The following is a 21,221-nucleotide window of genomic DNA, read 5'->3' on the forward strand; positions in this document are numbered from 1 at the left end:
CACGCCGCCAGCGTTCGTCCTGAGCCAGGATCAAACTCTCCAATAAAGTGTTTGATTAGCTCGTTTTTGCACCTATGGTGCTTGTTTAACTGATTACTCAGTTTAGATTAACGTTGACGTTTTTTGTTCGTTCAGTTTTCAAAGAGCAATTTTGTCTTCTTTCTAAGTGAGGCTTCTTTAGCCGTCGTTCTTCGAAAGCGACTTTTTGATTATATCAACTTCGCTTCATCAAGTCAACAACTTTTTTTGAAGTTTGTTTTCCGTCATCAGCGACGTTTATTAATATACCAAGATAACTTCGAACCGTCAACACTTTTTCTGAAAAAAATTAATTCCACTCTTCTTTTGTTTTATAACGATCGATTGTATAACGCAAACACTCTTCTTTTGGGGCAAATCGACGGAAGATCGAAAACAATAATTTATATCTTTCATTCATTGCTCTTTTTACAATATGATCAATTCTCTCATCTTTTAAATCAAATATGATTTCATCCATTTCTCTCTTTAACAAGTATTCAATTTCTTTTAATTCTTTATTTGATAACATCATTCCATACATGTATATCCACACCTTTCAGCCAATCGTCCTTGTAGTATACCCATGGATAAAAAATTCTAAGCATTTCTTTCATGTTTGGACAAACAGAAGCATACCTATAAAATTAGGACAACTTGGACGAGGTGATTAATAGATGAACTTCTTTTTTGTATTAAACGGAAAGAGTATTAAGCAAGTTAGTTTAATTGTTATCGCTGCTTTTTTTACAGCATGGATATTGTTTATAGAAAATCTCATACACTTGCCGGTTTTCTCGAGCAAGGATGACCCTAAGGCTTTTTACAAAGGAGAAGAGAATATTGCTTTAACCTTTAATATCGGGTGGGGAGATGAAAAAGCAGAACCAATTCTTGATATTTTAAAAGAGCAAAATGTGAGTGCCGCTACCTTCTTCCTCGCAGGCTCATGGGCGGAGAGCCATCCAGAAGTTGTGGAACGAATTGTGAAGGATGGCTATGAAATAGGGATTCTAGGTTATAATTATGTCGACTACTCGGAGGTTGAAGAAGGAGAAATCCGCAAAGATCTAGCAAAAGCTCAAACCGCTTTTCAAAAATTGAATGTAAAGAACATCAAGCTTGTTAGAGCACCAACTGGACATTTTGATAAAAAAACGCTGTCTGTTGCAAATCAATTGGGCTACTCAGTTGTTCATTGGAGCATTGACTCAAAGGATTGGAAGAACCCTGGAACTGAAGAAATTGTAAAGAATGCTACTAAGGCTGAAAAAGGGGATGTCCTCTTGCTTCACGCATCTGACTCTGCAACCCAAACAGCAAAAGCACTCCCAGCTATTATCAAAAGTATGAAATCAAAAAACTTAAAGCTAGTTAACGTTTCCGATATGATGACAAAATCGGAGACACAAACTAATGAGATAAGTTAGTACCAATAAAAAAACTGCCTGGATACCCCAGACAGTTAATCAAGTCACCTCTCATTTAGAGGCTTTAGATTGTAGACAAAGTCGGAAATTGACTTTGTCTACATGTTTTTTTAAAACGAATTTTAAATTAGAGAAACATTCACACTGTCTTGAAAACGCTTCTCAGGCTATGCGTGCAGTCGAATGAAGACCCGAATAGAACACGACGTTCATGAGGGTACTTTGATGCCAAACAACGACGTATGCGAGCATTTGTCAGGCAGTCTGCCGCCTCTTATTTAGAGGCTTTTTTCTTCTTTTTCTTCTTCGGTGCTTTTAATTCTGCGTTTTCTGCTAATCTTTGATCTATTTCTTTACGACGAATTGCTGATTGTTCATTCAACTTCTGAATAATTATTAATTGATATGCGTTACAGATCAATAACGGGAAAAGCATTAACCATACCCATCCTTCGTCATTAACACGCAAAACCGGTACCCATTCAATCGTCGTAACAACAATCATAAAAAATGCCGCTGGGATGAACGCGTCTTTATTCGTCATTTTCATCTTAACACCAGCAACGACTAATCCAATAATCGTCAAGACACTTGCTAATCCTATGTATGGCCACCAGCTATCTCCAGATTCAGCAAATGCAGTATAACGGAAATAGACTAAATCAAAAATAACAAATAGAATTAATAGAACTTGAACCCAATTCCAGAGCTTCTTTGACTTAAAGATCCCAAGACCAAATCGATGAACGGTTAAATATGCAAAAAAGCCCATTTGACTAATTACACTAAAAACTAAACCTACACCAAATAACCAAAAGATAACGGATAAGACCTCTAGAAAATCAAAAGGTCGAAATAAATGTTCGAATTCTCCCCACTGGACAATAAAACCAGTTATACTTGTCGCAATTCCACCGACAAGAAGTGTTGATAGGAAAAATTTAACCCAAACTCTGCTTGTCAATTTATTTTCCCCCACATTTCATGATAATTTTTCCACCATAATGATTGTACCAACCCACTATTGAAAAATCTAGGTATTCATCAATTCACGAATAATATTTCTTCCCAATCTTCATCCTAATGATAAGAGGTATATTGAAGGGAGCATGAAAAAATGAGAATGAACTATTTGCTGCTTTCACTGATCTTCTTCGTTTTTTTATCTGGCTGTTCACAAAATGAATCCAATGGACAAATGGATTACGACGAAACAAAGAAAATGGTTGTTGATATCTTAAAAACGGATGAAGGTAGAAAAGCAATTGAAGAGTTACTTGCTGATGAAAAGTTAAAACAAGAATTAATTATGGACCAAGCGATGATCTCAGAAACAATCCAAACGACTTTAGTATCTGATAAAGGAACAGAGTTCTGGAAAAAGTCCTTCAGTGATCCAAAGTTTGCGGAGAGCATGGCCAAAAGCATGAAGGATGAAAACGAAGCATTGTTAAAGGGGTTAATGAAAGACCCTGAATATAGAAGTATGATGATTGAAATCTTTAAAGATCCTGAAATTGAAAAAGAATACTCCGATGTATTTAAAAGCAATGAATATCGTGAGCACTTACAAACAGTAATTAGTGAAACACTAGAAAGTCCGTTGTTTCGCGCAAAGATTCGTGACCTATTATTGAAAGCAGCAGAAAGTGAAGCGGGCAATAACGAAAAACAAGGACAAGGGCAATCGAACGGTGGAGATACGAACGGCGGGAGCGGTGGAGGAGGTGGAGGCTCAGACGGCGAAACTCAATAACTTCTACAGCTAAGAGAATGAACCAAGGTGATTTTCTGAGCCGTATTTGTAACCCTCTAGAACAAGAAGACAAAGTCTGCAATCGACTTTGTCTTCTTGTTTTCATGCTTGTGTTTTATTCACGACTTTTTGCGCGATATCCATATAAATTGTCCCTAGTTTGTGATCTGTATCATAAACTGAAGGTGCAAAGTCCTCTTCATTCCAATCAGGCTGAGCAAGTGGCAGCTGACCTAAAACTTCTGTTCTAAGTTCATCCGCAAGCTTAGTCCCGCCCCCATTTCCAAATACATATTCCTTCTCACCAGTGACCTTGCTTTCAAAATAAGACATGTTTTCTATAACACCAAGAATCTCATGTTCAGTTCGTAATGCCATCGCTCCAGCGCGAGCAGCAACAAAAGCAGCTGTTGGATGTGGTGTCGTAACGACGATCTCCTTACAAGCAGGGAGCATTGTATGTACATCTAAAGCTACATCGCCAGTTCCAGGAGGCAGATCGAGAACTAAATAATCTAGGTCTCCCCACTCAACTTCATTAAAGAAGCTATTTAACATTTTACCGAGCATTGGACCTCTCCAAATAATCGGTGCATTGTCTTCAACAAAGAATCCCATCGAAATCACTTTAACACCAAGACGTTCAACTGGAATGATGCTTTCTCCACGTACTACAGGTCTCTTCGTAATACCCATCATATCTGGCACGCTAAAGCCATAAATATCAGCATCGACCAAGCCTACCTTTTTTCCTAGTCGAGCTAAAGATACAGCCAAGTTCACAGACACTGTAGACTTTCCAACTCCACCTTTACCGCTGGCAACAGCAATAAATGTCGTCTTGCTACCCTCAGATAACAACCCTTTATCCTCTTTTGGCGTAGCTTGTCTATATTGAGCTAAAAACTCTTCTGGGAATTCATTAAAACGAATGCCAACAGTTGCAGCCCCTGCATCTTTTAGCGCATTTACAATTTCTGTTTGTAATTGAAGTTGCTCAGCAGTACCTGATTTTGCAATCAATATTTTCACACTTACGTGGTTTTTCTCTTCTTTGATTTTCACTTCTTCTATCGCATTTAATTCAGATAATGTTTTATTTAAAAAAGGTTCCTTCATTGTTCCTAATACTTCTCTTACATTTTGTTCAGTTAACATGCTGTCCCTCCTTATGTATTCGCTTCCACCTGAGTATATCATACTAGTGGCTCTTTTCAGTTAATTCTATCACAATCTTACCATTGAACCAACGGATTCGATTGCGTAACAATCACTATGTCACATAATCTTCATAAAGAAAAAAACAGACTGTTAACAAACGCGAAATGCAAGCGTTTCTCAACAATCTGCACATGAATATATTCATTCCCAAATCGGGTCAGCCAATTCTTGTTCACCAGCATAGTATCGCATAATTCCATTATAAATTGATGCTGCTACCTTGTCTTGATAGTCGTCTTGAACAAGATTTGCTCTCTCCGTATCATTTGACAAAAATCCGATCTCGACCAATACACCTGGTTTCTTTGCTTGCTCAATGATATACACATTCTTAATGTTTTTCGCATGCCTATTTGTATTCTCCAGGTTACGAATGAGCTCATCCTGTATGAATTTAGCTGCTTTTTTATTCTCCGCCTGGTTTGGGGAATAAAAAGTTTGCGCACCACTCCAACGCGAAGACGGTATCGAATTAAGGTGAATACTCACAAAGAAATCACTATTTGATGTATTAATCATTTCCAATCTTGCCTTCAAATCCTCAACCTTTCGCCTGCTATACCCTTTTGTTCCCTCTGGTGCTAAATCTCGATCTTCCTCTCTTGTCATCATCACTAATGCGCCTTGCTCTTGTAAGTAATCACGTACTTTAAACGCAACATTTAAAGAGATATCCTTCTCAAGAACACCATTTTTCGTGGCACCACCGTCAGGTCCACCATGACCAGGGTCAAGCAAGATGATCTTACCAGCTAACGGTAAATTCCACGATTCCCAGGAGTCATCGTCTGAAAAGTCATATTGTAAGATAAAAAATAATATCGATAGCCCTGCTATAAAAAGGACTACTTTTATTTTTTTCATATGTAATCCACTCCTCGCTTGTCCTTACATTAAATATATGGGACAAGGAGGAGTTATAGAACTTATCGTAGAGTGCAGTAACTAATTAAGCCTCATTTTGACGCGCTTTTGTCCATTTATAAATCCTTCACTCCACCATCTATCAACAAACTGTTCACAACGAAAGGCGAAGTCTTCAGCGAAAACCCCTTCTCTGCCGTGACTCCAATAAAGGAAAAAATGATAAAGCGTGTCTGCAAAATGTGACCGGTCCTGCTTGCAGCGCTGCAAAACCTCTTCCTTCGATTCCCCTCTAAGACCAAAGCGACTATAGTGGGCTCCTAATACATATGCTTCAATAGCAACATCATAACAAGCCTCTTCTATCCCTATATTCATCAGTAGCTGTGAGGCAAGATTTGATGAACCGAAAGATTGTTTAACCGTTTCTTGCAATTGCTTTATTGAAATGTCCTTTAAGACAGATCGCTCATACTTAACTTTTTTCTCTCTTCTTTTCTCATCGAATGTTGTAATAACAGACACGATTTCATCCACCCCTTGTATCTATTTTGATTCGATTTACGTCTTATGATTAGTAAAACCATTTGCCAATTTGATTACGAATTTGTTTCAAACAGTCGATTCCAAAACTTTTATGGTATACTTTTGAATTTGAAAAGGACAAGCAAAATTTTAAGGAGTTGTTTTATGGAAGAGCTCATTCTACAGTTAATTGAAGCGTTTAAAGATCTTTCTTATTTCGGCGTTATGCTCGCATTAACATTTGAATTTATACCTGCAGAACTCGTACTGCCACTCGCTGGTTTTTGGGTTTATGAAGGAGAGATGAAACTCATTGGTGTCATTATCGCCGGTTCAATCGGAGGCGTACTTGGCCCATTGACCTTATATGCACTCGGTCGCTTTGGTGGGCGTCCTGTCGTTTTAAAATATGGGAGATACTTTTTAATAAAAGATGAGCACATTGATAAAGCGGATGCTTTTTTTGAAAAATACGGGGGTGGCGTTGCCTTTTTAGGACGGTTTATTCCAGGTGTACGCACAGCCATTTCTATTCCTTGTGGTATGGCAAAGATGAATGTTTGGAAATTCATTATTTACACATATATAGCAATGCTCCCAGTGACGACGATTTATGTTTACCTAGGATATAAGCTCGGCCCGCAATGGGAAGAAGCTGGAGCAATCTTCGCCCGATATGCTAATTACTTATTAGTACCCATTTTGCTTTTCGTCATTTGGTTTGTATACACTAGAATTCGCAAACCGCGAAATCAAACATAAACATAAAGAAGGCGACGAACACTTTTGTTCGTCGCTAAAGACTGTTGACAAACGCTCGCATACGTCGTTGTTTGGCATCAAAGTCCCCTCATGAACCTTGTGTTCTATTCAGGTCTTCATTCGACCGCACACCTAGTCTGACAAGCGTTTTCAAGACATTCTGAGGGTTTTTCTTATTATCAAAAAGTACTACGAAAAAAAATGTAGACAAAGTCGGGAATCGACTTTGTCTACAATCTCGGCGACGAACACTTTTGTTCGTCGCTTTTCCTATTTTTGAACGGACTCCTCATCAATCCATGATTGTGACCAATTTTCTATTTCTTTCATCACAGGAGTGAATGCTTGCCCTTTATCTGTTAATGAATATTCAATTCGCACTGGTGTTTCGGGAAAAACATCTCGTTTTACAATCCCATGTGCTTCTAATTCCTTTAATCGCTCGGATAAAACACGCCCACTTATGCCCATTGAAGATTCGATTTCACAGAATCGTTTTGGTCCATTTATTAATTGATAAATCACAAGTCCCATCCATCGTTGACTTAGCAGTGTTATGGCTTTTTCAAATTTAGGACAAATAAGTGCTTCGTTCATTTGTTTCACCTCTAGAACGTATCATACCATATTCCAATACGAGAAGGAATAAACGAGCTTGACTCCTCATTGCTCCGTTTTTCTTATCCTCTTCTGATAGTAAATAAAGACAGGCAGTGGAATAATGATCCAAGCAAGGCTTTTAATCATTTGATTTAATGCATTATCTTTCACACGATCAACTTCAAGTGCAACCAGCTCATCATAGGATGCTCTTAACTCATCTTCAGTTTTATCGTCTCCTTCTTTTTCATAAGATTTCATATCTTTATACTCAGTAAAGGATTGATAATAGCTAGACGGAGCAAAATAATCGGCTACTGCACTAAAGACACCGACAGAACCCCCTATACTCATCATTAATGTCGCAAATAAAACAAGATAGATATAGATTTGCCTGAACATGTTATCTCCTCCATAAGCTTGTTTTGTACACTATATGTTTCATTTCACACTCCATACCTACTACTTTTCTCATTCAAAAGTTGTAGTGAAGTTTCAAGCTTTCTATCGAGGAAAAAAACGGAAACGATCATTATGATAGAAGTACACACATAAAGGAGTGAAGAAATAATGAATAAACAAGTCATTATGATTACAGGTGCTTCAAAAGGTCTCGGAAGAGCTTTAGCATTTGCTTTTGCCAAGGAAGGAGCGCATTTAGCCATTTGTGCAAGAACAAAATCAACTCTGCAACAAGTAAAGGAAGAGCTCCATCAATTAGGTGCAGATGTTCTTGCGATCGTTGCCGATGTTTCAGATCCTAAAGATATCGAGCGCTTTGTCTCTTTAACGGAAGCTCATTTTGGAAAAATTGATGTGTTAATTAACAACGCATCAATGCTTGGCCCTAGCCCGATGCCACAATTGCTTGATTATCCGGACAATGATTTCTTAGAGGTCCTTCGGGTGAATACGATGTCCACCTACCTTCTTACTAAAAGGGTGTTACCGGGGATGATTTCACGTGATGTCGGATCAATTATTAATGTAACCTCTTCTGCTGGAAACACAGGCTATGCAGGTTGGGGTGCATACGGTATTTCGAAGTTTGCGATCGAAGGATTGACCGAAACATGGGCTGATGAACTTAGTGAAACTGGAGTACGAATCAATATGGTGGACCCTGGGGAGATGGACACTGACATGCACGAGTTGGCTGTACCAGATTGCGATTACCCTTTAGCAAAACCTGAGGACGTCGTTGCACCATTTCTATTGTTAGCATCAGATCAAGCAAGCGGTAGAACAGGACAGCGGATTTCAGCGCAGCCAGAGGAGGTAGAGGAAAATGAAGGCACAACCAATTGAATTCGAATTACCCCTTGAATATAGTGCGGCAGAACCCCCTGAGGTCAGGGGCATTCGCCGAGACGAAGTGCGATTAATGGTGACCGACCGCTTAACAGGACAATCCATTCATGGTCAATTCAACGAGATCGATGAGTACCTCGATGAAGGCGATTTGATTCTATTGAACAATAGTAGGACGATCCCCGCTGTTCTATGGGGACGCAATGCAAGCAATGAAAAAATCGAGGTTAGATTAGCCAAGCGGATAACAGAAAACAGATGGGCTGTCCTTCTTGTTGATTATGAATTAAAGATTGGAGATTCGCTTCAATTCACAGATGCTCTTTCCGCTGTCATTATAAAGGAAAAGGGCAATTCCCCTCTTTATACCGTCGAGTTCTCTCTTGGAGGAATAGAATTATATGATGTGATCTATGCGATCGGTGAACCGGTACGGTATGAATACGCTAAAGATAAATGGGGGTTGCACTACTATCAAACAACTTTTTCATGCCATCCAGGCTCAGTCGAAATGCCTTCTGCTGGTAGAGCCTTTAGTTGGGACTTGTTGTCAAATCTAAAGCGAAAAGGGGTTCAAATCGAATTTTTACAGTTACACACAGGATTAAGCTACTTTCTTGATGACTGTTTTTCATTAACTCCAGAAGAAAATATAGAGGAATATCATATGGAAGAAAACCTTCTCCAAAAAATCAATCTCACCAAATTGAACGGTAACAAAGTCATTGCCGTTGGTACGACTGTTGTTAGAGCGATCGAAACTGCTGCTCTTACTGGTCAAACATCCGGTCAGACAAATTTATATATCAACAGAGATTTCCCGCTACAATTCGTAGATGGGCTAATTACTGGATTTCATGAACCAAAGGCAAGCCACCTAGATCTGCTCACAGCCTTTATTCAAGAACCATTGTTGCTACAAGCCTATCAGGAAGCCATTCATAATCAATATTTATGGCATGAATTTGGTGACCTCAACCTGATTCTTTAAAAGGAGGGACAAATTTATGAACTTGCATCATATTGGCTTTGAAGTAGACGATTTACAGGCCACAATCGACTATTTCACACAGGTACTTGGGTTTAGCGTTGAGAACCGTTTCACCTTTTTAGGAGAAGAAATGGCTTTCCTTCAAAAAGGTGAATGGAGGCTTGAATTTATAGTAACGCAACAAATGAATGTGAACAGATCCTTTCATCTTTGCTTCGAAGTCGATTCATTTTCTACTATCGATTGTAATCAAATTGTAGAAGGGCCCTATTATTTAGAAAATGGCTGGCAAACAATTTTTTTACATTCACCACTAGGGGAATTGATTGAGCTATTAAAGACGTAAAAATCCACATGTACGTTATAATAAAGTGAAGAGAAATGAATCGGAGGAAACATGATGGTAATGGACCACCAAAATGAATGGAAAATCCTAAAGGAGATTGCTGAGCTGCTTAATGAGGGAACCGACCTCCATCTCGTTTTAAAAAGTGTGTTAAGAAAATTGCTTCATGTTACAGGCTTTCAAACAGGATGGATCTTCCTCATAAATGACAATGGCACACATACCCTTGCTGCGGATTACAACATTCCACCCGCTCTATCCCAGTATCAAAATCAGAGGATGTGCGAAGGCAAGTGTTGGTGTGTGAATAAATACCATCGTAATCAACTTCATAACGCATCAAATATCATGGGGTGTAAGCGGATTGAAGAGGCACTCGAAGAGGAAGCTGGTGAGACAAATGGACTGACCCATCACGCAACTGTTCCACTTCGAGCAGGAAAAGAACGATTCGGTCTCCTTAACGTAGGTTCTCCTCATAAAACTCATTTTGAGGAAAGTGAATTAGCGCTGCTAGAATCAATTGCATTCCAAATCGGAACAGCAATCAAGAGGATAAAGCTCACACAACGAGAACAGGAAAACGCCCTTTTAACAGAACGGAATCGCCTTGCAAGAGATCTACACGATTCTGTCAATCAATTACTCTTTTCGCTTAGCTTAACTGCAAGAGCTGGTGCAGAAATGACTCATCAAAAAAACACAAAAGAGGTTTTTCACTATATTCAAGATTTGTCACAAGAAGCACTCGGAGAAATGCGAGCCCTCATTTGGCAACTTCGACCTCAAGGGTTAGAAAACGGTGTAGTCTGCGCACTAAAAAGCTATGCAGATCTTCTTGAACTAGAGCTCCATACCAATCTAGTTGGTGCAGTCCGTCTACCTGCCTCAATCGAGGAAGCTTTATGGAGAATCGGTCAAGAAGCATTGGGCAATTGCAAAAAGCATGCTCATGCGAAAGAAGCTGCACTTAGCTTCCATTCGACTGAAACAGTTGTCACAATGACGATTGAGGACTTTGGCTGCGGTTTCCACTACAGTAGTGAGCAGCATCTTCCTTCGTTTGGAATCAAAAACATGAGGGCAAGAGTAGAGCACTTAAATGGAACCTTTCACTTGCAATCGAAGCCTGGGACTGGTACAAAAATCATCGTAGAAATCCCTATATAGAAGGAGGTCAAAAATGAGCATTCGCATTTTAATTGCTGACGATCACCAAGTTGTAAGAAGAGGACTTGTTTTCTTTTTACATACACAAAAGGACATTGAAATTGTTGCAGAAGCAGCAAATGGAGAGGAAGCGGTTGAGCTGGCCTCTAAATGGCAACCCGACCTCATTCTCATGGATGTAGCAATGCCCATCATGGATGGCATCGAAGCAACAAGGGCTATTAAAAGATCTAACCCAGAAGTAAAAGTTATGATGCTCACAAGCTTCTCAGATCAAGACCATGTCATTCCAGCACTCGAAGCAGGAGCATCAGGATTTCAACTAAAGGACATTCAACCTGATGACCTTGTGCAATCGATCATCAGCTTAATGAACGGAGAAAACCAGCTTCATCCTAAAGCAACGAATCACCTGCTTGCTAATCTTTCGGGTAAGAAAGAAGAGCCAACAAGCAGATTAACAAAGAGAGAACTTGATGTCCTTAAAGAAATCGCCAGCGGAAAAAGCAATAAGGAAATTGCCGCCTCCCTCTTCATTACCGAAAAAACAGTCAAAACTCACGTCTCCAACCTTTTAGCCAAACTTGAGCTATCTGATCGCACCCAAGCCGCGCTATGGGCAGTGAAACACAATCTATTAACGTAAAAGCCAATTACCTAGTCGGTAATCGGCTTTTTTAGCGTTCAAACATAAAAAAATCCCCAACCAAGGGTTGGAGATTTTTGAAACGATAATAAGATTAACGTTTTGAGAATTGTGGTGCACGACGAGCGCCTTTAAGACCGTATTTTTTACGTTCTTTCATATCGCACCTATACACAACAATAAGAAAATATAATGAGTTCTTTTATATATAGAAGAAACTCGTCTTTTCTACTAACAATCATCTTAATTTTTATTTTAATCTATAATCAGTTGTATAATAAAAATGGTCAAAAAATGGTCATTTTATATCGCACTCCCCATTACCTTCAAAACAGCCAACCACATCAGCATGAAATAAATAAGCGCCCTCATTAACGAGGAGCGCTTTTAACTTCCATAATATCTATAAACTTTACTTTATGTAGATCAAATCTATTTTCGACATGGACCATCTTTGTTTGACCATCAAGCTTAACGATCCTTCCTTGCATCGGCTCCTGTTGCCAAATATGTAATACTACTTCTGATTTTTCTCTGTGAGCCTCCACCACTGCATTACCTAGCTCTTCCATTTCAAACTCATCTCGTGTAGGCCTGGATGGCTTTTTCACTTTCTTTGGTTTAGCTAACGTCATAATTATGCTCCCCTCCTGATACTACGTACTGATCTTATCGATAACACGTTTTCTATCTTAAAAGTGCGCTGCTGTTTACGAGCAAAGCAATAGGCACGAAAGGATTCATCATTTAAACTCAATACTTTCATTCTCCGTTGACTGATTTCTCCCTTACTACTAATGTAGATCATTTCTAATTCCGTACCGCTGCTTAACGCTCTTGTAAGTTGATTTTTCATCGATAAGACCTCCTTTCCATAAATTATATACGAACTTTCGTTCGATTCCAATTGATAATAGAACATTCATTCGCATATAATAATTTCAAAGGAGATGGTTCTCGTGATTAAAGACCGAGGAAATATTAAATGGACTGCTATGATGCTGCCAGAGCATGTGATTGAATTAAAAGAAGCTTTAAATGAACAAAGTAAGATTCAACAACCCATACTAGACGAGCAGGCACTTGAAGAATTTGAAATGACGATTCTAGAGGCAATGGAATTCAATTCGACTGTAGTAGTTAATGTTTTTAAAGATGGAAATAGCGAAACCTTAAAAGGAACTGTTCATTACATTAACCATTTAAAAAGCCAATTAATTCTCCAAGATCAAAAAGGGTTTTTTCATCACCTTTCATTCAATAAGTTAGTTAACATACAACCAGAGTGAGGTATACATCATGATCGACTACTCCCAATTCCCCGACAGAAAAATATTGTGCATTGATATGAAGAGTTTTTATGCAAGCGTATCTGCTGTTGAGATGGGTTTAGATCCACTCACATGTCACTTAGCCGTCGTAGGAAGCACCGAACGACAAGGCAGCGTTGTCCTAGCTGCTTCTCCTGCACTAAAAAGAGATTTTAATATCAAGACTGGTTCACGGCTTTTCGAAATACCGAATGATCAACTTATACAAGTTGTTAATCCTAAGATGAGCTTATTTATCAAGGTATCAACTGAGATAACAAAACTATTCTATCGATATGTACCAGCAAATGCGGTGCACACATATTCTGTGGATGAAAGTTTTTTAGATGTAAAAGGACTCGAAAAAATATGGGGAGATCCACTGACAATAGCAAAAAAGATACAGTCAGATCTTATGCATGACTTCGGTCTCCCATGCACTGTTGGTATCGGATCAAACATGCTGATGGCTAAACTTGCACTAGACCTTGAATCAAAAAAAGCCCCCGGCGGAATTGCCGAGTGGACTTATGAAGACATCCCCCAAAAACTATGGTCAGTATCTCCCCTATCTGAAATGTGGGGTATCGGTCGCCGTGTTGAAAAAACATTGAACAGCATGGGAATTTTTAATGTTGGCCAACTTGCTAATTATGATTTAAAACTGCTCGAAAAGAAATTCGGCATCATGGGGAATCAGCTTTATCACCACGCGTGGGGAGTGGATTTATCTGAAATTGGAGCACCAATTATGGAGGGTCAAATCAGCTTTGGTAAAAGCCAAATCCTGATGCGTGATTACAATAAAGAGCGTGAGATAAAAACAGTCGTCCTTGAAATGTGTGAAGAAGTTGCTAAACGTGCCCGTGATGCTCACAAAGCTGGACGCACAATATCATTTGGATTAGGCTATAGCAAAGACGAATTCGGTGGTGGCTTTAATCGTTCCAGGACAATCGAGAATCCTACGAACATTACTATGGACATTTACAGGGTATGTCTAGAATTAATGAAAGAAAATTATCGTGGGCAAACTGTGAGATCAATCTCCATTTCAATTACAAAACTTGTTGACGACTACGAACTACAACTTGATCTATTTGAAACGGATGCATGGAAGAAACGCGATATTGGTTACGTAGTAGATAGAATTCGCAATAAATATGGCGCTGCATCCATTCTAAGAGCTGTATCTTATACTGATTCTGGAACTGCTTTACATCGTGCTAAGTTAGTAGGAGGGCATAAAGGATAATATTAATAAAGCTGCTAAATGAAAAATACAAAAAACCTTCCTCTATTTATTAAGAAGGTTTTAATGTATATTTCATTTAAGTGTGTATATAAATGAATGATTATGACAAAAATTAAAATATAAAGTTATCTTAATCATGAATTGACAACTTTTAAATCATCATTTATATTTGAAGTAGCTCATCTGCCAAGTTGTAGAAGGAGACCGCTGGATTTCGCAACGCGATAACCGGCTTTTTAAATTCATCAATTATTATTAACGAGTTCCGTGTATGGGGCTCGTTTTGTTTTTTAAATACGTAGTATACTGTGAAGTAAATTGAACTTTATTTCTCTTCGTAAAAACCGGGAACGCAGTTACGAAATCATATTTTCTAAATACCCCTTTTTTTATATCCATTTTCAAAATTATTACATAATCCACAATACCCTTTTCATATCTTAAATACAGCTTATTAACCATTTTACCTTTATCATCTTCCTCAGCAGTTATCCATCGTTGGATATGAGGACAAGCGTTATTAGCTAAATTAATAATTTCAGGAACCCAATGAATCCTTGATAATCGATATAAACACTCACTTCTTTTTATCTTTTGATACTCTGGATGCGCTACTGTTGGTATACATCTATTTGAGCACAATGAATATGCGATATCATTATTACAAGGATAAATATTATACGCTATTTTATCCTCTATTGAAGTAATATGCATAAACCTTTCAGGAAACAATAATTGATGATCTTGAAATTGCTTATTAGCGTTAAAGAATATAAATGCATCATCATACTTCGGTCGATATTGTTTAAATCCGAACATATTGTTAAATACAACATGTGCATTTGATACCTTCTCCAAAACGTTTTTACCACGAAGTGTTAAGGGTGGGGATAATTCTTCATTAAGGATCATATTTAAAAACCACCTCTTCTCGGTTGCCAAATAAAGAGATTAAATTTACTTTTACTCCTTAATGTACTATCCGACAAAGAAATGCCTGATAATTTAATTATTTCTTCAATTATTTCCTTTTTTGCTAAACTACCTATTTCATTAAAATACAAACCCCTGTGATAGAATGATAGTGCCCCTATAAACAAATCGCAAATTTGCATGACTTCAGATTCATTTGAATGAATTTGCTTTATATCTTTAATTATTTCTCGATTGTAGTCCCACTTATTGTTACAAAGAACTTCTTGTAATTTTTTTACTTTTGACCCACCTTTGGTATCCTTGATATCTATGAAAATTTTATATTCATTATTTGGTGGAGTAGTAGTATCTAACAATTGATAATACATTTTGTAGTACCATTTATCGTAGTCGCTATCATTAAACTTTTCATGATCAAGCCTATCTTTTCCTGTTGCAACAACAGCTCTAAAAGATAATTCATCATTATTAAAAAAATATTCAATTAGAGCTTTATAAAAATCTAACTTACTAGAAGAAACCTTAGTCCATTTAATTTCAAACCAACTACTTAAACCATATTTATGTTTGATTTCTCTAATTTCATTATATATTCTCTTTTTATTTTTAGCAGGCAGTTTTATAGAGCCTAATACCATAATGTCATTCCCGTCATTTTCCAAATGACAACTTTCATCACAAAAAATATTAAGCATACTTTCCTCCTTAAGTATTGTAGTTAAGATATCGATTTGATAACTTTCTTATTAGGAATATTATACCATGACTTTTTTCTATAATTAACTTCAATTTAGATCATACTTTTATGTATTTGAGGTTAAAAGATGAGTATATTCCTAAATTTAATTCAGTAAAATAAATACAAGTAGGAATTATAGTTAAAATTAGTTTATTTGTAAACTATTAAATCTAATAAAAATTGTTAATTATTTTGTCACAAGGACTTTTCACCTAACCATCTAATTTATTGGTAATAAAAGGAGGAGATAGTATGCAAACTAAACCTCTCGGATTTACACAAGATGGCATTAGGTATGATATATACGCTTCAAAGTATGAAGTGACCGTGGTTGTATCATCGAAGGATTTCGGATTTATAGTGAATGGCAGGACAATTAAGGAGACACTTGAAAAAGCAAAAGAAACAATTGATTCCAGACAATATGAGCCCTTCTAGGGCTTTTCCACCATTTCAAAATTGAGAAAAATAGTCTATTATACATTTGATAACAGAAAATAGGAGATGAATTTAATGTTTAATCGAAATCAAAATAAAAAAGTCCCTGAACCAGAATTTGAAGTTGAAGTAGATAATATATACTCGATTTTACCTCCTCCTGGGACTATTATTGGAGAAGCAACTGAGGAAGAAATGGAAGAAGCTGCAAAACTAGAAGTTAGACATATGGCTTTTATGCGATTGCAAGAAATGTATATCCAGTTTGATGGCAAATCGTATAAAGATCTATTAAAAGAGTTTCAAGATTTCGAAGCAGATTCAACAAAATTTTGGAGAGTGGTAGCTAGACGCTTATCTGTACCATACGAATGGCCAATAAGGATTGACCATGCAAACGGCCCTATTTATCTTGGTGAACACGAAATAAATGTAGAAGAGATAGAAGAGAATGAAGACAAATAAACTTTCTTAAAAAATGATTAAAAAACTTTCACACAATAAAGGCCCCTCCAAACGGAAGGGCTTGTTATTTTCCACAAATATCACTAGAAAAAGCAAAAGAAACAATTGATTCCAAACAATATGAGCCCTTTTAGGGCTTTTTCAGATTAATTTATTTTACTTCAAAGATTTGTTAATCAACTTAATATGGAGAGGTTGAGATAATACTCGACCAGTGATTTTGTCCTTTATTTGTATTTACTAATATATATGGTAAAATATCATAAAATAAGTTAGTTGGTTGAATAACTAATAAGAGGTGATGAATTGGCTAAACCTAATGTTATAAGTAAAGAAGATTTAATTAAAAGTGCCAAGGAATGTCTGGTTAATAACGGGATAGAGAAGTTTACCTTACGGTCAGTTGCAGAGTTGGCAGGAGTAACACAAGGAACAATCTATTACCATTTTAAAACCAAGGAACAATTGTTATTAGACATAGTTCATGATACTTGTGATAGTTCATGGTCGGAAATTTCACAACAAGATAACCAATTTATTATCAGTCAGGCAATAGCATCAGCAAAAAGTCGGTGTTCTTATGACTCTTTCTATCATAAGTTATTTTTAACATTGGTTGTTTCGAGTTTTAACAATGAAAAAATAAGAAGTCAACTAGGTGAGATAACGCGATTTGAAAACAATATATTGACTAAAAATTTATTAAATTTATGGTCAAAAACACCGATTGATGGTGTGTCTGTTGAAACTTGGGGAATTCTTATTAATGCAATTATAGATGGATTAGCATTACAAGCCTTGACACAAAATGATTTTCCAGTAGAAAAATCATATAAAGAGCTTGAACATCTTTTTAAAGTTCTTACTCAATTACATGAGGAGGATAAGTAATGAAAGGATATTTAATAGCTGCATTATGGGGTGTATTGGTTTGGTTCTTTGCTACAATGTTTTTTGTTTTTTTAGGAGAGCATGTACTCTCTTGGCCTGGATCAGAAAACTTTACAACAAGCATTTTATTTTTAGTAATTGGAACAGGGCTTTTATTGTGGGTTGTTACTTATATTTATCTCATATTTGATAAATCAAAGAATGCACCCTTAAAGTTTGGCATAATTGGGACTATCATTGGTTTATTATTAGATTCATATTCTTTATCAAACCACAATTTTATTTTTTCTAAATTAGATGATAGACAGGTTATTGCGTTTACTGTATGGATGTCTTTTGCTTATGCGCTATTTTTACTTATTCCTGCGACGATAAATCAGAAAAGAATTAAAAAACATAAGATATAAAATAATCAAGATCAAAGCCCCTCCAAACGGAAGGGCTTTTTGTTATTTATTCTTATTTATCAATTTTCTCATCAAGTCAGATGCATACTGTTTGCGCTCTACTGTCTCATCAGTAATAAGAGTAATATTTAGGCTTTCTTTTTCAACCTCAACGTTTACTACATCACCTTGTTTAACCGTAACATCGAATCGGTCTATTGAAACAAACTCTTCAATATCCTCATTTTTTGCTAAAAGTAATTTAACTATGTTTTCTTCGATTGATTCAACTAAATACTTTCCACTTTCCATTATATCACCTCTTTATGGTAAACGATGTACAAGCTCACCTTGTGCATTATATAATTCTGCAGGATCTCCATCATTATTCCAAATGTATGATCCAGTCCATCTCAGACTTGCAGGTGGATTGTGTACAGCATTTGGACCGGCTGTAATATTAACAGATGCACCTGCTTTCAGAACAAACCCCTCAGGGAAACTAAAAGTCTGTGGACCTTCAACGCTAACCAATGTCCAACCAGTCATGCTAACATCAGCATTACCATTATTTCTAATAGTAACAATTTCAGCTTCTAAGTCTTTTGCTGTTATTTGCAATTGGGCAGTGTTGTCACCAGGATTTGGTGAAGGTTCATGATCAATTGGGGTTAAACTTGTTCGGTATGTTTGCCTATTTAAGATAAATGAAACATCACCTTGCTCATTGGTAGAATAAATGTTTACACCATTTGACGCTAAAGCATCTAATACTTCATCATGAGGATGACCATATGAATTGTTTCCATAAGACAATACAGCTTCTTTTGGGTTTACAAACTGAACAAACTCTGGAGCAGTTCCAGTTCGTGAGCCGTGATGAGATACTTTTAAAATATCTGATCTTACAGCACTTGCATTAAAATTTCTCATTATCTCACGTTCAATTTCTACACCTGCATCGCCAGTAAATAAGACACTATTAGCACCATAAGTTAATCGAGCCACAATTGACCCATCATTTAGATCACTTGCATCTGAATCGACAGCTAAAACCTTTAAAGCAGATGATGTATCATCAGATATATTCGCTCCTAAACTTGCAACAGCAAATGAGATGTTTAACTCATCTATTGTCTCTAAGTAATTAATAAACGTTTGTGTTGTATGAACTTGTCCGCTATCAATCACTTTAGTAACACCCATGTTCCTTAAAACATATTCTGCACCACCAATATGATCAGCATCTGGATGAGTAGCGATAAATGTGTCAATTTTCGTTACACCTTCACGCGCAAGCGCTGCCCGTATTTGATTTTCTGTGCGGCCCGCATCGATCAAAGTAGTTTTACCATTCGGATAACGAATAAGTGCTGCATCACCTTGACCGACATTTAAGAAAGTTACCTTCATCTCATTAGATTGTTTTGGTTTAAAACTATCATCTAAAACTCGAGCTAAAGTTAATGCAAATTCTGCTCTCGTGATTGTGTTATTAGGTTTGAAAGTTCCACCTGTATAACCATTAACAATATTATTAGAAGCCAATGCTTTTATATAAGGCTCTGCCCAAGGTAAACGTTGAATATCTGTAAAATGTGCATTGCTTCCTTTAATGTCATAAGCAATCGCTATTATTTTTGATGTTTCTGCACGAGTAATTGGGTTTTTTGGTTTAAATGTACCATCGGTATATCCATTAAACAGCCCTTTGTCTACTGCTACTGCAATCGCATTATAATAATAGTTGCTTTTTTGTACATCTTTGTATGATAAAACAGTTTTACTCTGTTCATTAGGATACAACTCTCTAACTAACATTAATGCTGCTTGTTCACGTGTAATATTGTCACTAGGGCCAAACTTTCCAATACCATAGCCAGTTATAATTCCTTTTTTACTTAAAAAGTAAACAGCATCTTCAGCCCACGATACTGACCCTAAATCATTAAATGTCTCAGCTTTCACTATATTTTGTGGAAGAATAAGTGAAACTATCATTAATAAAGTAAAAAATATACCCGTTATTTTTCTCAAAATAACACCCCCTATAGTTATATAACCTTACTAATTTTAACAAAAAAGTGAGTTGGAAGTCACTTACTTTTATACTAAGGGGGCTATAAATTTACTTAACTCTCAATCTTTGTCCTACTCGGATTGTGTCACTTGTTAACCCATTTAAAGACTTAATCGCATTAACTGTAGTTCCATACCTTTGTGATATTCCCCATAGAGTTTCACCAGCTACGACAGTGTGATATACAGGGGCTTGTCCACTAACAATTAGAACTTGCCCTACATGGATTACATCACTCGTTAATCCGTTTAGTGATTTAAGTTGATCCACAGTCATATTGTGAGCTTGTGCAATACTCCATAATGTATCTCCTGTTTTGACAGTGTATGTCCCTTGACCTCCACCGCCACTTTTACGTTGTAAGTTAAATGCTCGAACAAGACCATTCACATGTCCACGAGCAATAGATTCAATAAATGAAGCTTGCTTCAGTTTATTAGCATCAGCTACAGTGTCAATAAATCCATTCTCAGTTAAAAGAGCTGGCATCCTAGACTCACGTAACACATGGAAGTTAGCCTGCTTTTTCCCTCGATTCCGGAAATCTACTATTTTTGTAATCTCATCGTGGATAACATTCTGATAAGTGGTAGTTGGTGCACCAGATCCCGGGTAGATAAAGTCCTCATATCCTGTTCCACCACCAGCGTTAATGTGGATGGACAAAAAGAAATTCGCTCCCCAACTATTCGCATCATTTGTACGTTGTGTTAGGGAAAGAGTTGAATCACCTGTTCTGCTCATTCTAAGAGTATGGCCGGTATACTCAGCATTTAAGATATCTCTAATTCTTGTTGCGATTTGAAGAGTAAGATTCTTCTCTTGAAGTCCATTCCCTACTGCTCCTGGATCAGTACCACCGTGTCCAGCATCAATATAAATTTTCGTCATTATTAATCACTCCTCATTTAATTTTTAGAATATAAAAAGACCGCCTGTGAGGACGATCTCATTCAGCATTATGCATTTTAATAGCTGCCTTTTGCCTTAAGCCTTTTGCAGTGACATAATTATTTTTAAACCATGCCCACGATGCTGCAGTCGTAGTAAATAATGTTGCTAAAACCTCAGCCCACTCCCC

At 37.0% G+C, this 21,221-nt stretch carries 29 protein-coding genes and 1 pseudogene; 14 read left to right on the top strand and 16 right to left on the bottom strand.

Annotated features, from left to right (window positions below; genetic code table 11):
- Positions 1-328 precede the first annotated feature (328 nt).
- Positions 329-562, bottom strand: a complete 234-nt coding sequence (locus AC6F34_RS16010) for a hypothetical protein (protein ID WP_500773961.1) — start codon at positions 560-562, stop codon at positions 329-331.
- A gap of 133 nt (positions 563-695) precedes the next feature.
- On the opposite strand from AC6F34_RS16010, the gene pdaB reads away from it, so the two are divergent.
- Positions 696-1,448, top strand: a complete 753-nt coding sequence (gene pdaB / locus AC6F34_RS16015) for a polysaccharide deacetylase family sporulation protein PdaB (protein ID WP_500773963.1) — start codon at positions 696-698, stop codon at positions 1,446-1,448.
- A 274-nt stretch (positions 1,449-1,722) separates the two neighbouring features.
- Here pdaB and AC6F34_RS16020 read toward each other — a convergent pair whose 3' ends face one another.
- The gene (locus AC6F34_RS16020; protein WP_500773965.1) at positions 1,723-2,412 is read right to left on the bottom strand and encodes a KinB-signaling pathway activation protein; all 690 of its coding nucleotides are present in this window, start codon (positions 2,410-2,412) and stop codon (positions 1,723-1,725) included.
- Between the two features lie 153 nt (positions 2,413-2,565).
- Here AC6F34_RS16020 and gerD point away from each other — a divergent pair, with 153 nt between their 5' ends.
- Positions 2,566-3,204, top strand: a complete 639-nt coding sequence (gene gerD, locus AC6F34_RS16025; RefSeq protein ID WP_500773967.1) for a spore germination lipoprotein GerD — start codon at positions 2,566-2,568, stop codon at positions 3,202-3,204.
- 102 nt (positions 3,205-3,306) lie between these two features.
- Here gerD and salA read toward each other — a convergent pair whose 3' ends face one another.
- The 3 genes from salA to AC6F34_RS16040 form a co-directional block, all read right to left on the bottom strand.
- Complete coding sequence (salA, locus tag AC6F34_RS16030) at positions 3,307-4,362, bottom strand: iron-sulfur carrier protein/transcriptional regulator SalA (RefSeq protein ID WP_500773969.1); 1,056 nt, start codon at positions 4,360-4,362, stop codon at positions 3,307-3,309.
- Between the two features lie 204 nt (positions 4,363-4,566).
- The gene (cwlD, locus tag AC6F34_RS16035; RefSeq protein WP_500773971.1) at positions 4,567-5,289 is read right to left on the bottom strand and encodes an N-acetylmuramoyl-L-alanine amidase CwlD; all 723 of its coding nucleotides are present in this window, start codon (positions 5,287-5,289) and stop codon (positions 4,567-4,569) included.
- A gap of 81 nt (positions 5,290-5,370) precedes the next feature.
- Positions 5,371-5,814 (bottom strand): DUF2521 family protein, encoded by a 444-nt coding sequence (locus AC6F34_RS16040; protein WP_500773973.1) that lies wholly within the window; start codon positions 5,812-5,814, stop codon positions 5,371-5,373.
- Between the two features lie 165 nt (positions 5,815-5,979).
- On the opposite strand from AC6F34_RS16040, the gene AC6F34_RS16045 reads away from it, so the two are divergent.
- The gene (locus tag AC6F34_RS16045) at positions 5,980-6,576 is read left to right on the top strand and encodes a DedA family protein (RefSeq protein WP_500773975.1); all 597 of its coding nucleotides are present in this window, start codon (positions 5,980-5,982) and stop codon (positions 6,574-6,576) included.
- A 270-nt stretch (positions 6,577-6,846) separates the two neighbouring features.
- On the opposite strand, the gene AC6F34_RS16050 is transcribed toward AC6F34_RS16045, so the two are convergent.
- Both AC6F34_RS16050 and AC6F34_RS16055 read right to left on the bottom strand, forming a co-directional pair.
- Positions 6,847-7,173 (bottom strand): winged helix-turn-helix transcriptional regulator, encoded by a 327-nt coding sequence (locus AC6F34_RS16050; RefSeq protein ID WP_500773977.1) that lies wholly within the window; start codon positions 7,171-7,173, stop codon positions 6,847-6,849.
- A 66-nt stretch (positions 7,174-7,239) separates the two neighbouring features.
- Entirely contained in the window at positions 7,240-7,578 is a 339-nt protein-coding gene (locus tag AC6F34_RS16055; protein ID WP_500773979.1) for a hypothetical protein, read from the bottom strand.
- Positions 7,579-7,746: 168 nt separating this feature from the next.
- On the opposite strand from AC6F34_RS16055, the gene AC6F34_RS16060 reads away from it, so the two are divergent.
- From AC6F34_RS16060 to AC6F34_RS16080, 5 genes are read left to right on the top strand one after another with little or no spacing between them, the layout of a single operon-like run.
- The gene (locus AC6F34_RS16060) at positions 7,747-8,484 is read left to right on the top strand and encodes an SDR family NAD(P)-dependent oxidoreductase (protein WP_500773981.1); all 738 of its coding nucleotides are present in this window, start codon (positions 7,747-7,749) and stop codon (positions 8,482-8,484) included.
- Positions 8,465-9,478, top strand: a complete 1,014-nt coding sequence (locus tag AC6F34_RS16065; protein ID WP_500773983.1) for an S-adenosylmethionine:tRNA ribosyltransferase-isomerase — start codon at positions 8,465-8,467, stop codon at positions 9,476-9,478. The genes AC6F34_RS16060 and AC6F34_RS16065 overlap by 20 nt, the downstream gene beginning before the upstream one ends.
- A gap of 16 nt (positions 9,479-9,494) precedes the next feature.
- Positions 9,495-9,824 carry a VOC family protein gene (locus AC6F34_RS16070; protein WP_500773985.1) on the top strand — a complete coding sequence of 110 codons (330 nt, stop codon included), beginning with the start codon at positions 9,495-9,497 and terminating at the stop codon, positions 9,822-9,824.
- Positions 9,825-9,878: 54 nt separating this feature from the next.
- Positions 9,879-10,994 carry a GAF domain-containing sensor histidine kinase gene (locus AC6F34_RS16075; RefSeq protein ID WP_500773987.1) on the top strand — a complete coding sequence of 372 codons (1,116 nt, stop codon included), beginning with the start codon at positions 9,879-9,881 and terminating at the stop codon, positions 10,992-10,994.
- Positions 10,995-11,007: 13 nt separating this feature from the next.
- A complete protein-coding gene (locus AC6F34_RS16080; RefSeq protein ID WP_500773989.1) occupies positions 11,008-11,640 on the top strand; it encodes a response regulator in 633 nt (210 codons plus the stop codon).
- Between the two features lie 94 nt (positions 11,641-11,734).
- Here AC6F34_RS16080 and rpsI read toward each other — a convergent pair.
- The 3 genes and pseudogenes from rpsI to AC6F34_RS16095 form a co-directional block, all read right to left on the bottom strand.
- Positions 11,735-11,800, bottom strand: a pseudogene (rpsI, locus tag AC6F34_RS16085) (30S ribosomal protein S9); the annotation flags it as partial.
- A 211-nt stretch (positions 11,801-12,011) separates the two neighbouring features.
- Complete coding sequence (locus AC6F34_RS16090; RefSeq protein ID WP_500773991.1) at positions 12,012-12,275, bottom strand: YolD-like family protein; 264 nt, start codon at positions 12,273-12,275, stop codon at positions 12,012-12,014.
- 2 nt (positions 12,276-12,277) lie between these two features.
- Positions 12,278-12,496, bottom strand: coding sequence for a WYL domain-containing protein (locus AC6F34_RS16095; RefSeq protein WP_500773993.1), 219 nt, complete (start codon positions 12,494-12,496; stop codon positions 12,278-12,280).
- A 103-nt stretch (positions 12,497-12,599) separates the two neighbouring features.
- Here AC6F34_RS16095 and AC6F34_RS16100 point away from each other — a divergent pair, with 103 nt between their 5' ends.
- Both AC6F34_RS16100 and AC6F34_RS16105 read left to right on the top strand, forming a co-directional pair.
- Positions 12,600-12,929, top strand: a complete 330-nt coding sequence (locus tag AC6F34_RS16100; protein WP_500773995.1) for a YolD-like family protein — start codon at positions 12,600-12,602, stop codon at positions 12,927-12,929.
- Positions 12,930-12,939: 10 nt separating this feature from the next.
- Complete coding sequence (locus AC6F34_RS16105) at positions 12,940-14,205, top strand: Y-family DNA polymerase (RefSeq protein ID WP_500773997.1); 1,266 nt, start codon at positions 12,940-12,942, stop codon at positions 14,203-14,205.
- Positions 14,206-14,460: 255 nt separating this feature from the next.
- On the opposite strand, the gene AC6F34_RS16110 is transcribed toward AC6F34_RS16105, so the two are convergent.
- Together AC6F34_RS16110 and AC6F34_RS16115 are read right to left on the bottom strand one after the other, a co-directional pair.
- Positions 14,461-15,117 (bottom strand): hypothetical protein, encoded by a 657-nt coding sequence (locus AC6F34_RS16110; protein WP_500773999.1) that lies wholly within the window; start codon positions 15,115-15,117, stop codon positions 14,461-14,463.
- 2 nt (positions 15,118-15,119) lie between these two features.
- The gene (locus tag AC6F34_RS16115) at positions 15,120-15,836 is read right to left on the bottom strand and encodes a DUF3800 domain-containing protein (protein WP_500774001.1); all 717 of its coding nucleotides are present in this window, start codon (positions 15,834-15,836) and stop codon (positions 15,120-15,122) included.
- Positions 15,837-16,132: 296 nt separating this feature from the next.
- Here AC6F34_RS16115 and AC6F34_RS16120 point away from each other — a divergent pair, with 296 nt between their 5' ends.
- The 4 genes from AC6F34_RS16120 to AC6F34_RS16135 all read left to right on the top strand — a co-directional run bounded on the left by AC6F34_RS16120 (position 16,133) and on the right by AC6F34_RS16135 (position 18,081).
- Positions 16,133-16,318 (top strand): hypothetical protein, encoded by a 186-nt coding sequence (locus AC6F34_RS16120; RefSeq protein ID WP_500774003.1) that lies wholly within the window; start codon positions 16,133-16,135, stop codon positions 16,316-16,318.
- A gap of 75 nt (positions 16,319-16,393) precedes the next feature.
- Complete coding sequence (locus tag AC6F34_RS16125) at positions 16,394-16,783, top strand: hypothetical protein (protein WP_500774005.1); 390 nt, start codon at positions 16,394-16,396, stop codon at positions 16,781-16,783.
- Positions 16,784-17,089: 306 nt separating this feature from the next.
- Positions 17,090-17,674: a TetR/AcrR family transcriptional regulator gene (locus AC6F34_RS16130; protein ID WP_500774006.1), complete on the top strand. Its 585-nt coding sequence runs from the start codon at positions 17,090-17,092 to the stop codon at positions 17,672-17,674.
- Entirely contained in the window at positions 17,674-18,081 is a 408-nt protein-coding gene (locus AC6F34_RS16135; RefSeq protein WP_500774007.1) for a DUF5367 family protein, read from the top strand. The genes AC6F34_RS16130 and AC6F34_RS16135 overlap by 1 nt, the downstream gene beginning before the upstream one ends.
- A 42-nt stretch (positions 18,082-18,123) precedes the next feature.
- Here AC6F34_RS16135 and AC6F34_RS16140 read toward each other — a convergent pair whose 3' ends face one another.
- The 4 genes from AC6F34_RS16140 to AC6F34_RS16155 form a co-directional block, all read right to left on the bottom strand.
- A complete protein-coding gene (locus tag AC6F34_RS16140; RefSeq protein WP_500774008.1) occupies positions 18,124-18,372 on the bottom strand; it encodes a hypothetical protein in 249 nt (82 codons plus the stop codon).
- A gap of 12 nt (positions 18,373-18,384) precedes the next feature.
- Positions 18,385-20,097, bottom strand: coding sequence for an S-layer homology domain-containing protein (locus AC6F34_RS16145; RefSeq protein WP_500774009.1), 1,713 nt, complete (start codon positions 20,095-20,097; stop codon positions 18,385-18,387).
- Between the two features lie 91 nt (positions 20,098-20,188).
- Entirely contained in the window at positions 20,189-21,031 is an 843-nt protein-coding gene (locus AC6F34_RS16150; protein WP_500774010.1) for an N-acetylmuramoyl-L-alanine amidase, read from the bottom strand.
- Between the two features lie 58 nt (positions 21,032-21,089).
- Positions 21,090-21,221: phage holin (locus AC6F34_RS16155; RefSeq protein WP_500774011.1), on the bottom strand; the 132-nt coding region annotated here is incomplete at its 5' end.

Source organism: Niallia sp. CD-39, assembly GCF_059874745.1.

Excerpts from the sequence above, each read along its gene's own strand:
- AC6F34_RS16075 (WP_500773987.1), top strand. The coding sequence starts at position 9,879 with ATGGTAATGGACCACCAAAATGAATGGAAAATCCTAAAGGAGATTGCT.
- AC6F34_RS16055 (WP_500773979.1), bottom strand. The coding sequence starts at position 7,578 with ATGTTCAGGCAAATCTATATCTATCTTGTTTTATTTGCGACATTAATG.
- pdaB (WP_500773963.1), top strand. The coding sequence starts at position 696 with ATGAACTTCTTTTTTGTATTAAACGGAAAGAGTATTAAGCAAGTTAGT.
- AC6F34_RS16050 (WP_500773977.1), bottom strand. The coding sequence starts at position 7,173 with ATGAACGAAGCACTTATTTGTCCTAAATTTGAAAAAGCCATAACACTG.
- AC6F34_RS16080 (WP_500773989.1), top strand. The coding sequence starts at position 11,008 with ATGAGCATTCGCATTTTAATTGCTGACGATCACCAAGTTGTAAGAAGA.
- gerD (WP_500773967.1), top strand. The coding sequence starts at position 2,566 with ATGAGAATGAACTATTTGCTGCTTTCACTGATCTTCTTCGTTTTTTTA.
- AC6F34_RS16065 (WP_500773983.1), top strand. The coding sequence starts at position 8,465 with ATGAAGGCACAACCAATTGAATTCGAATTACCCCTTGAATATAGTGCG.
- AC6F34_RS16105 (WP_500773997.1), top strand. The coding sequence starts at position 12,940 with ATGATCGACTACTCCCAATTCCCCGACAGAAAAATATTGTGCATTGAT.
- salA (WP_500773969.1), bottom strand. The coding sequence starts at position 4,362 with ATGTTAACTGAACAAAATGTAAGAGAAGTATTAGGAACAATGAAGGAA.
- AC6F34_RS16010 (WP_500773961.1), bottom strand. The coding sequence starts at position 562 with ATGTATGGAATGATGTTATCAAATAAAGAATTAAAAGAAATTGAATAC.
- AC6F34_RS16095 (WP_500773993.1), bottom strand. The coding sequence starts at position 12,496 with ATGAAAAATCAACTTACAAGAGCGTTAAGCAGCGGTACGGAATTAGAA.
- AC6F34_RS16150 (WP_500774010.1), bottom strand. The coding sequence starts at position 21,031 with ATGACGAAAATTTATATTGATGCTGGACACGGTGGTACTGATCCAGGA.
- AC6F34_RS16125 (WP_500774005.1), top strand. The coding sequence starts at position 16,394 with ATGTTTAATCGAAATCAAAATAAAAAAGTCCCTGAACCAGAATTTGAA.
- AC6F34_RS16045 (WP_500773975.1), top strand. The coding sequence starts at position 5,980 with ATGGAAGAGCTCATTCTACAGTTAATTGAAGCGTTTAAAGATCTTTCT.
- AC6F34_RS16135 (WP_500774007.1), top strand. The coding sequence starts at position 17,674 with ATGAAAGGATATTTAATAGCTGCATTATGGGGTGTATTGGTTTGGTTC.
- AC6F34_RS16120 (WP_500774003.1), top strand. The coding sequence starts at position 16,133 with ATGCAAACTAAACCTCTCGGATTTACACAAGATGGCATTAGGTATGAT.
- AC6F34_RS16060 (WP_500773981.1), top strand. The coding sequence starts at position 7,747 with ATGAATAAACAAGTCATTATGATTACAGGTGCTTCAAAAGGTCTCGGA.
- AC6F34_RS16110 (WP_500773999.1), bottom strand. The coding sequence starts at position 15,117 with ATGATCCTTAATGAAGAATTATCCCCACCCTTAACACTTCGTGGTAAA.
- AC6F34_RS16070 (WP_500773985.1), top strand. The coding sequence starts at position 9,495 with ATGAACTTGCATCATATTGGCTTTGAAGTAGACGATTTACAGGCCACA.
- AC6F34_RS16090 (WP_500773991.1), bottom strand. The coding sequence starts at position 12,275 with ATGACGTTAGCTAAACCAAAGAAAGTGAAAAAGCCATCCAGGCCTACA.
- AC6F34_RS16140 (WP_500774008.1), bottom strand. The coding sequence starts at position 18,372 with ATGGAAAGTGGAAAGTATTTAGTTGAATCAATCGAAGAAAACATAGTT.
- AC6F34_RS16115 (WP_500774001.1), bottom strand. The coding sequence starts at position 15,836 with ATGCTTAATATTTTTTGTGATGAAAGTTGTCATTTGGAAAATGACGGG.
- cwlD (WP_500773971.1), bottom strand. The coding sequence starts at position 5,289 with ATGAAAAAAATAAAAGTAGTCCTTTTTATAGCAGGGCTATCGATATTA.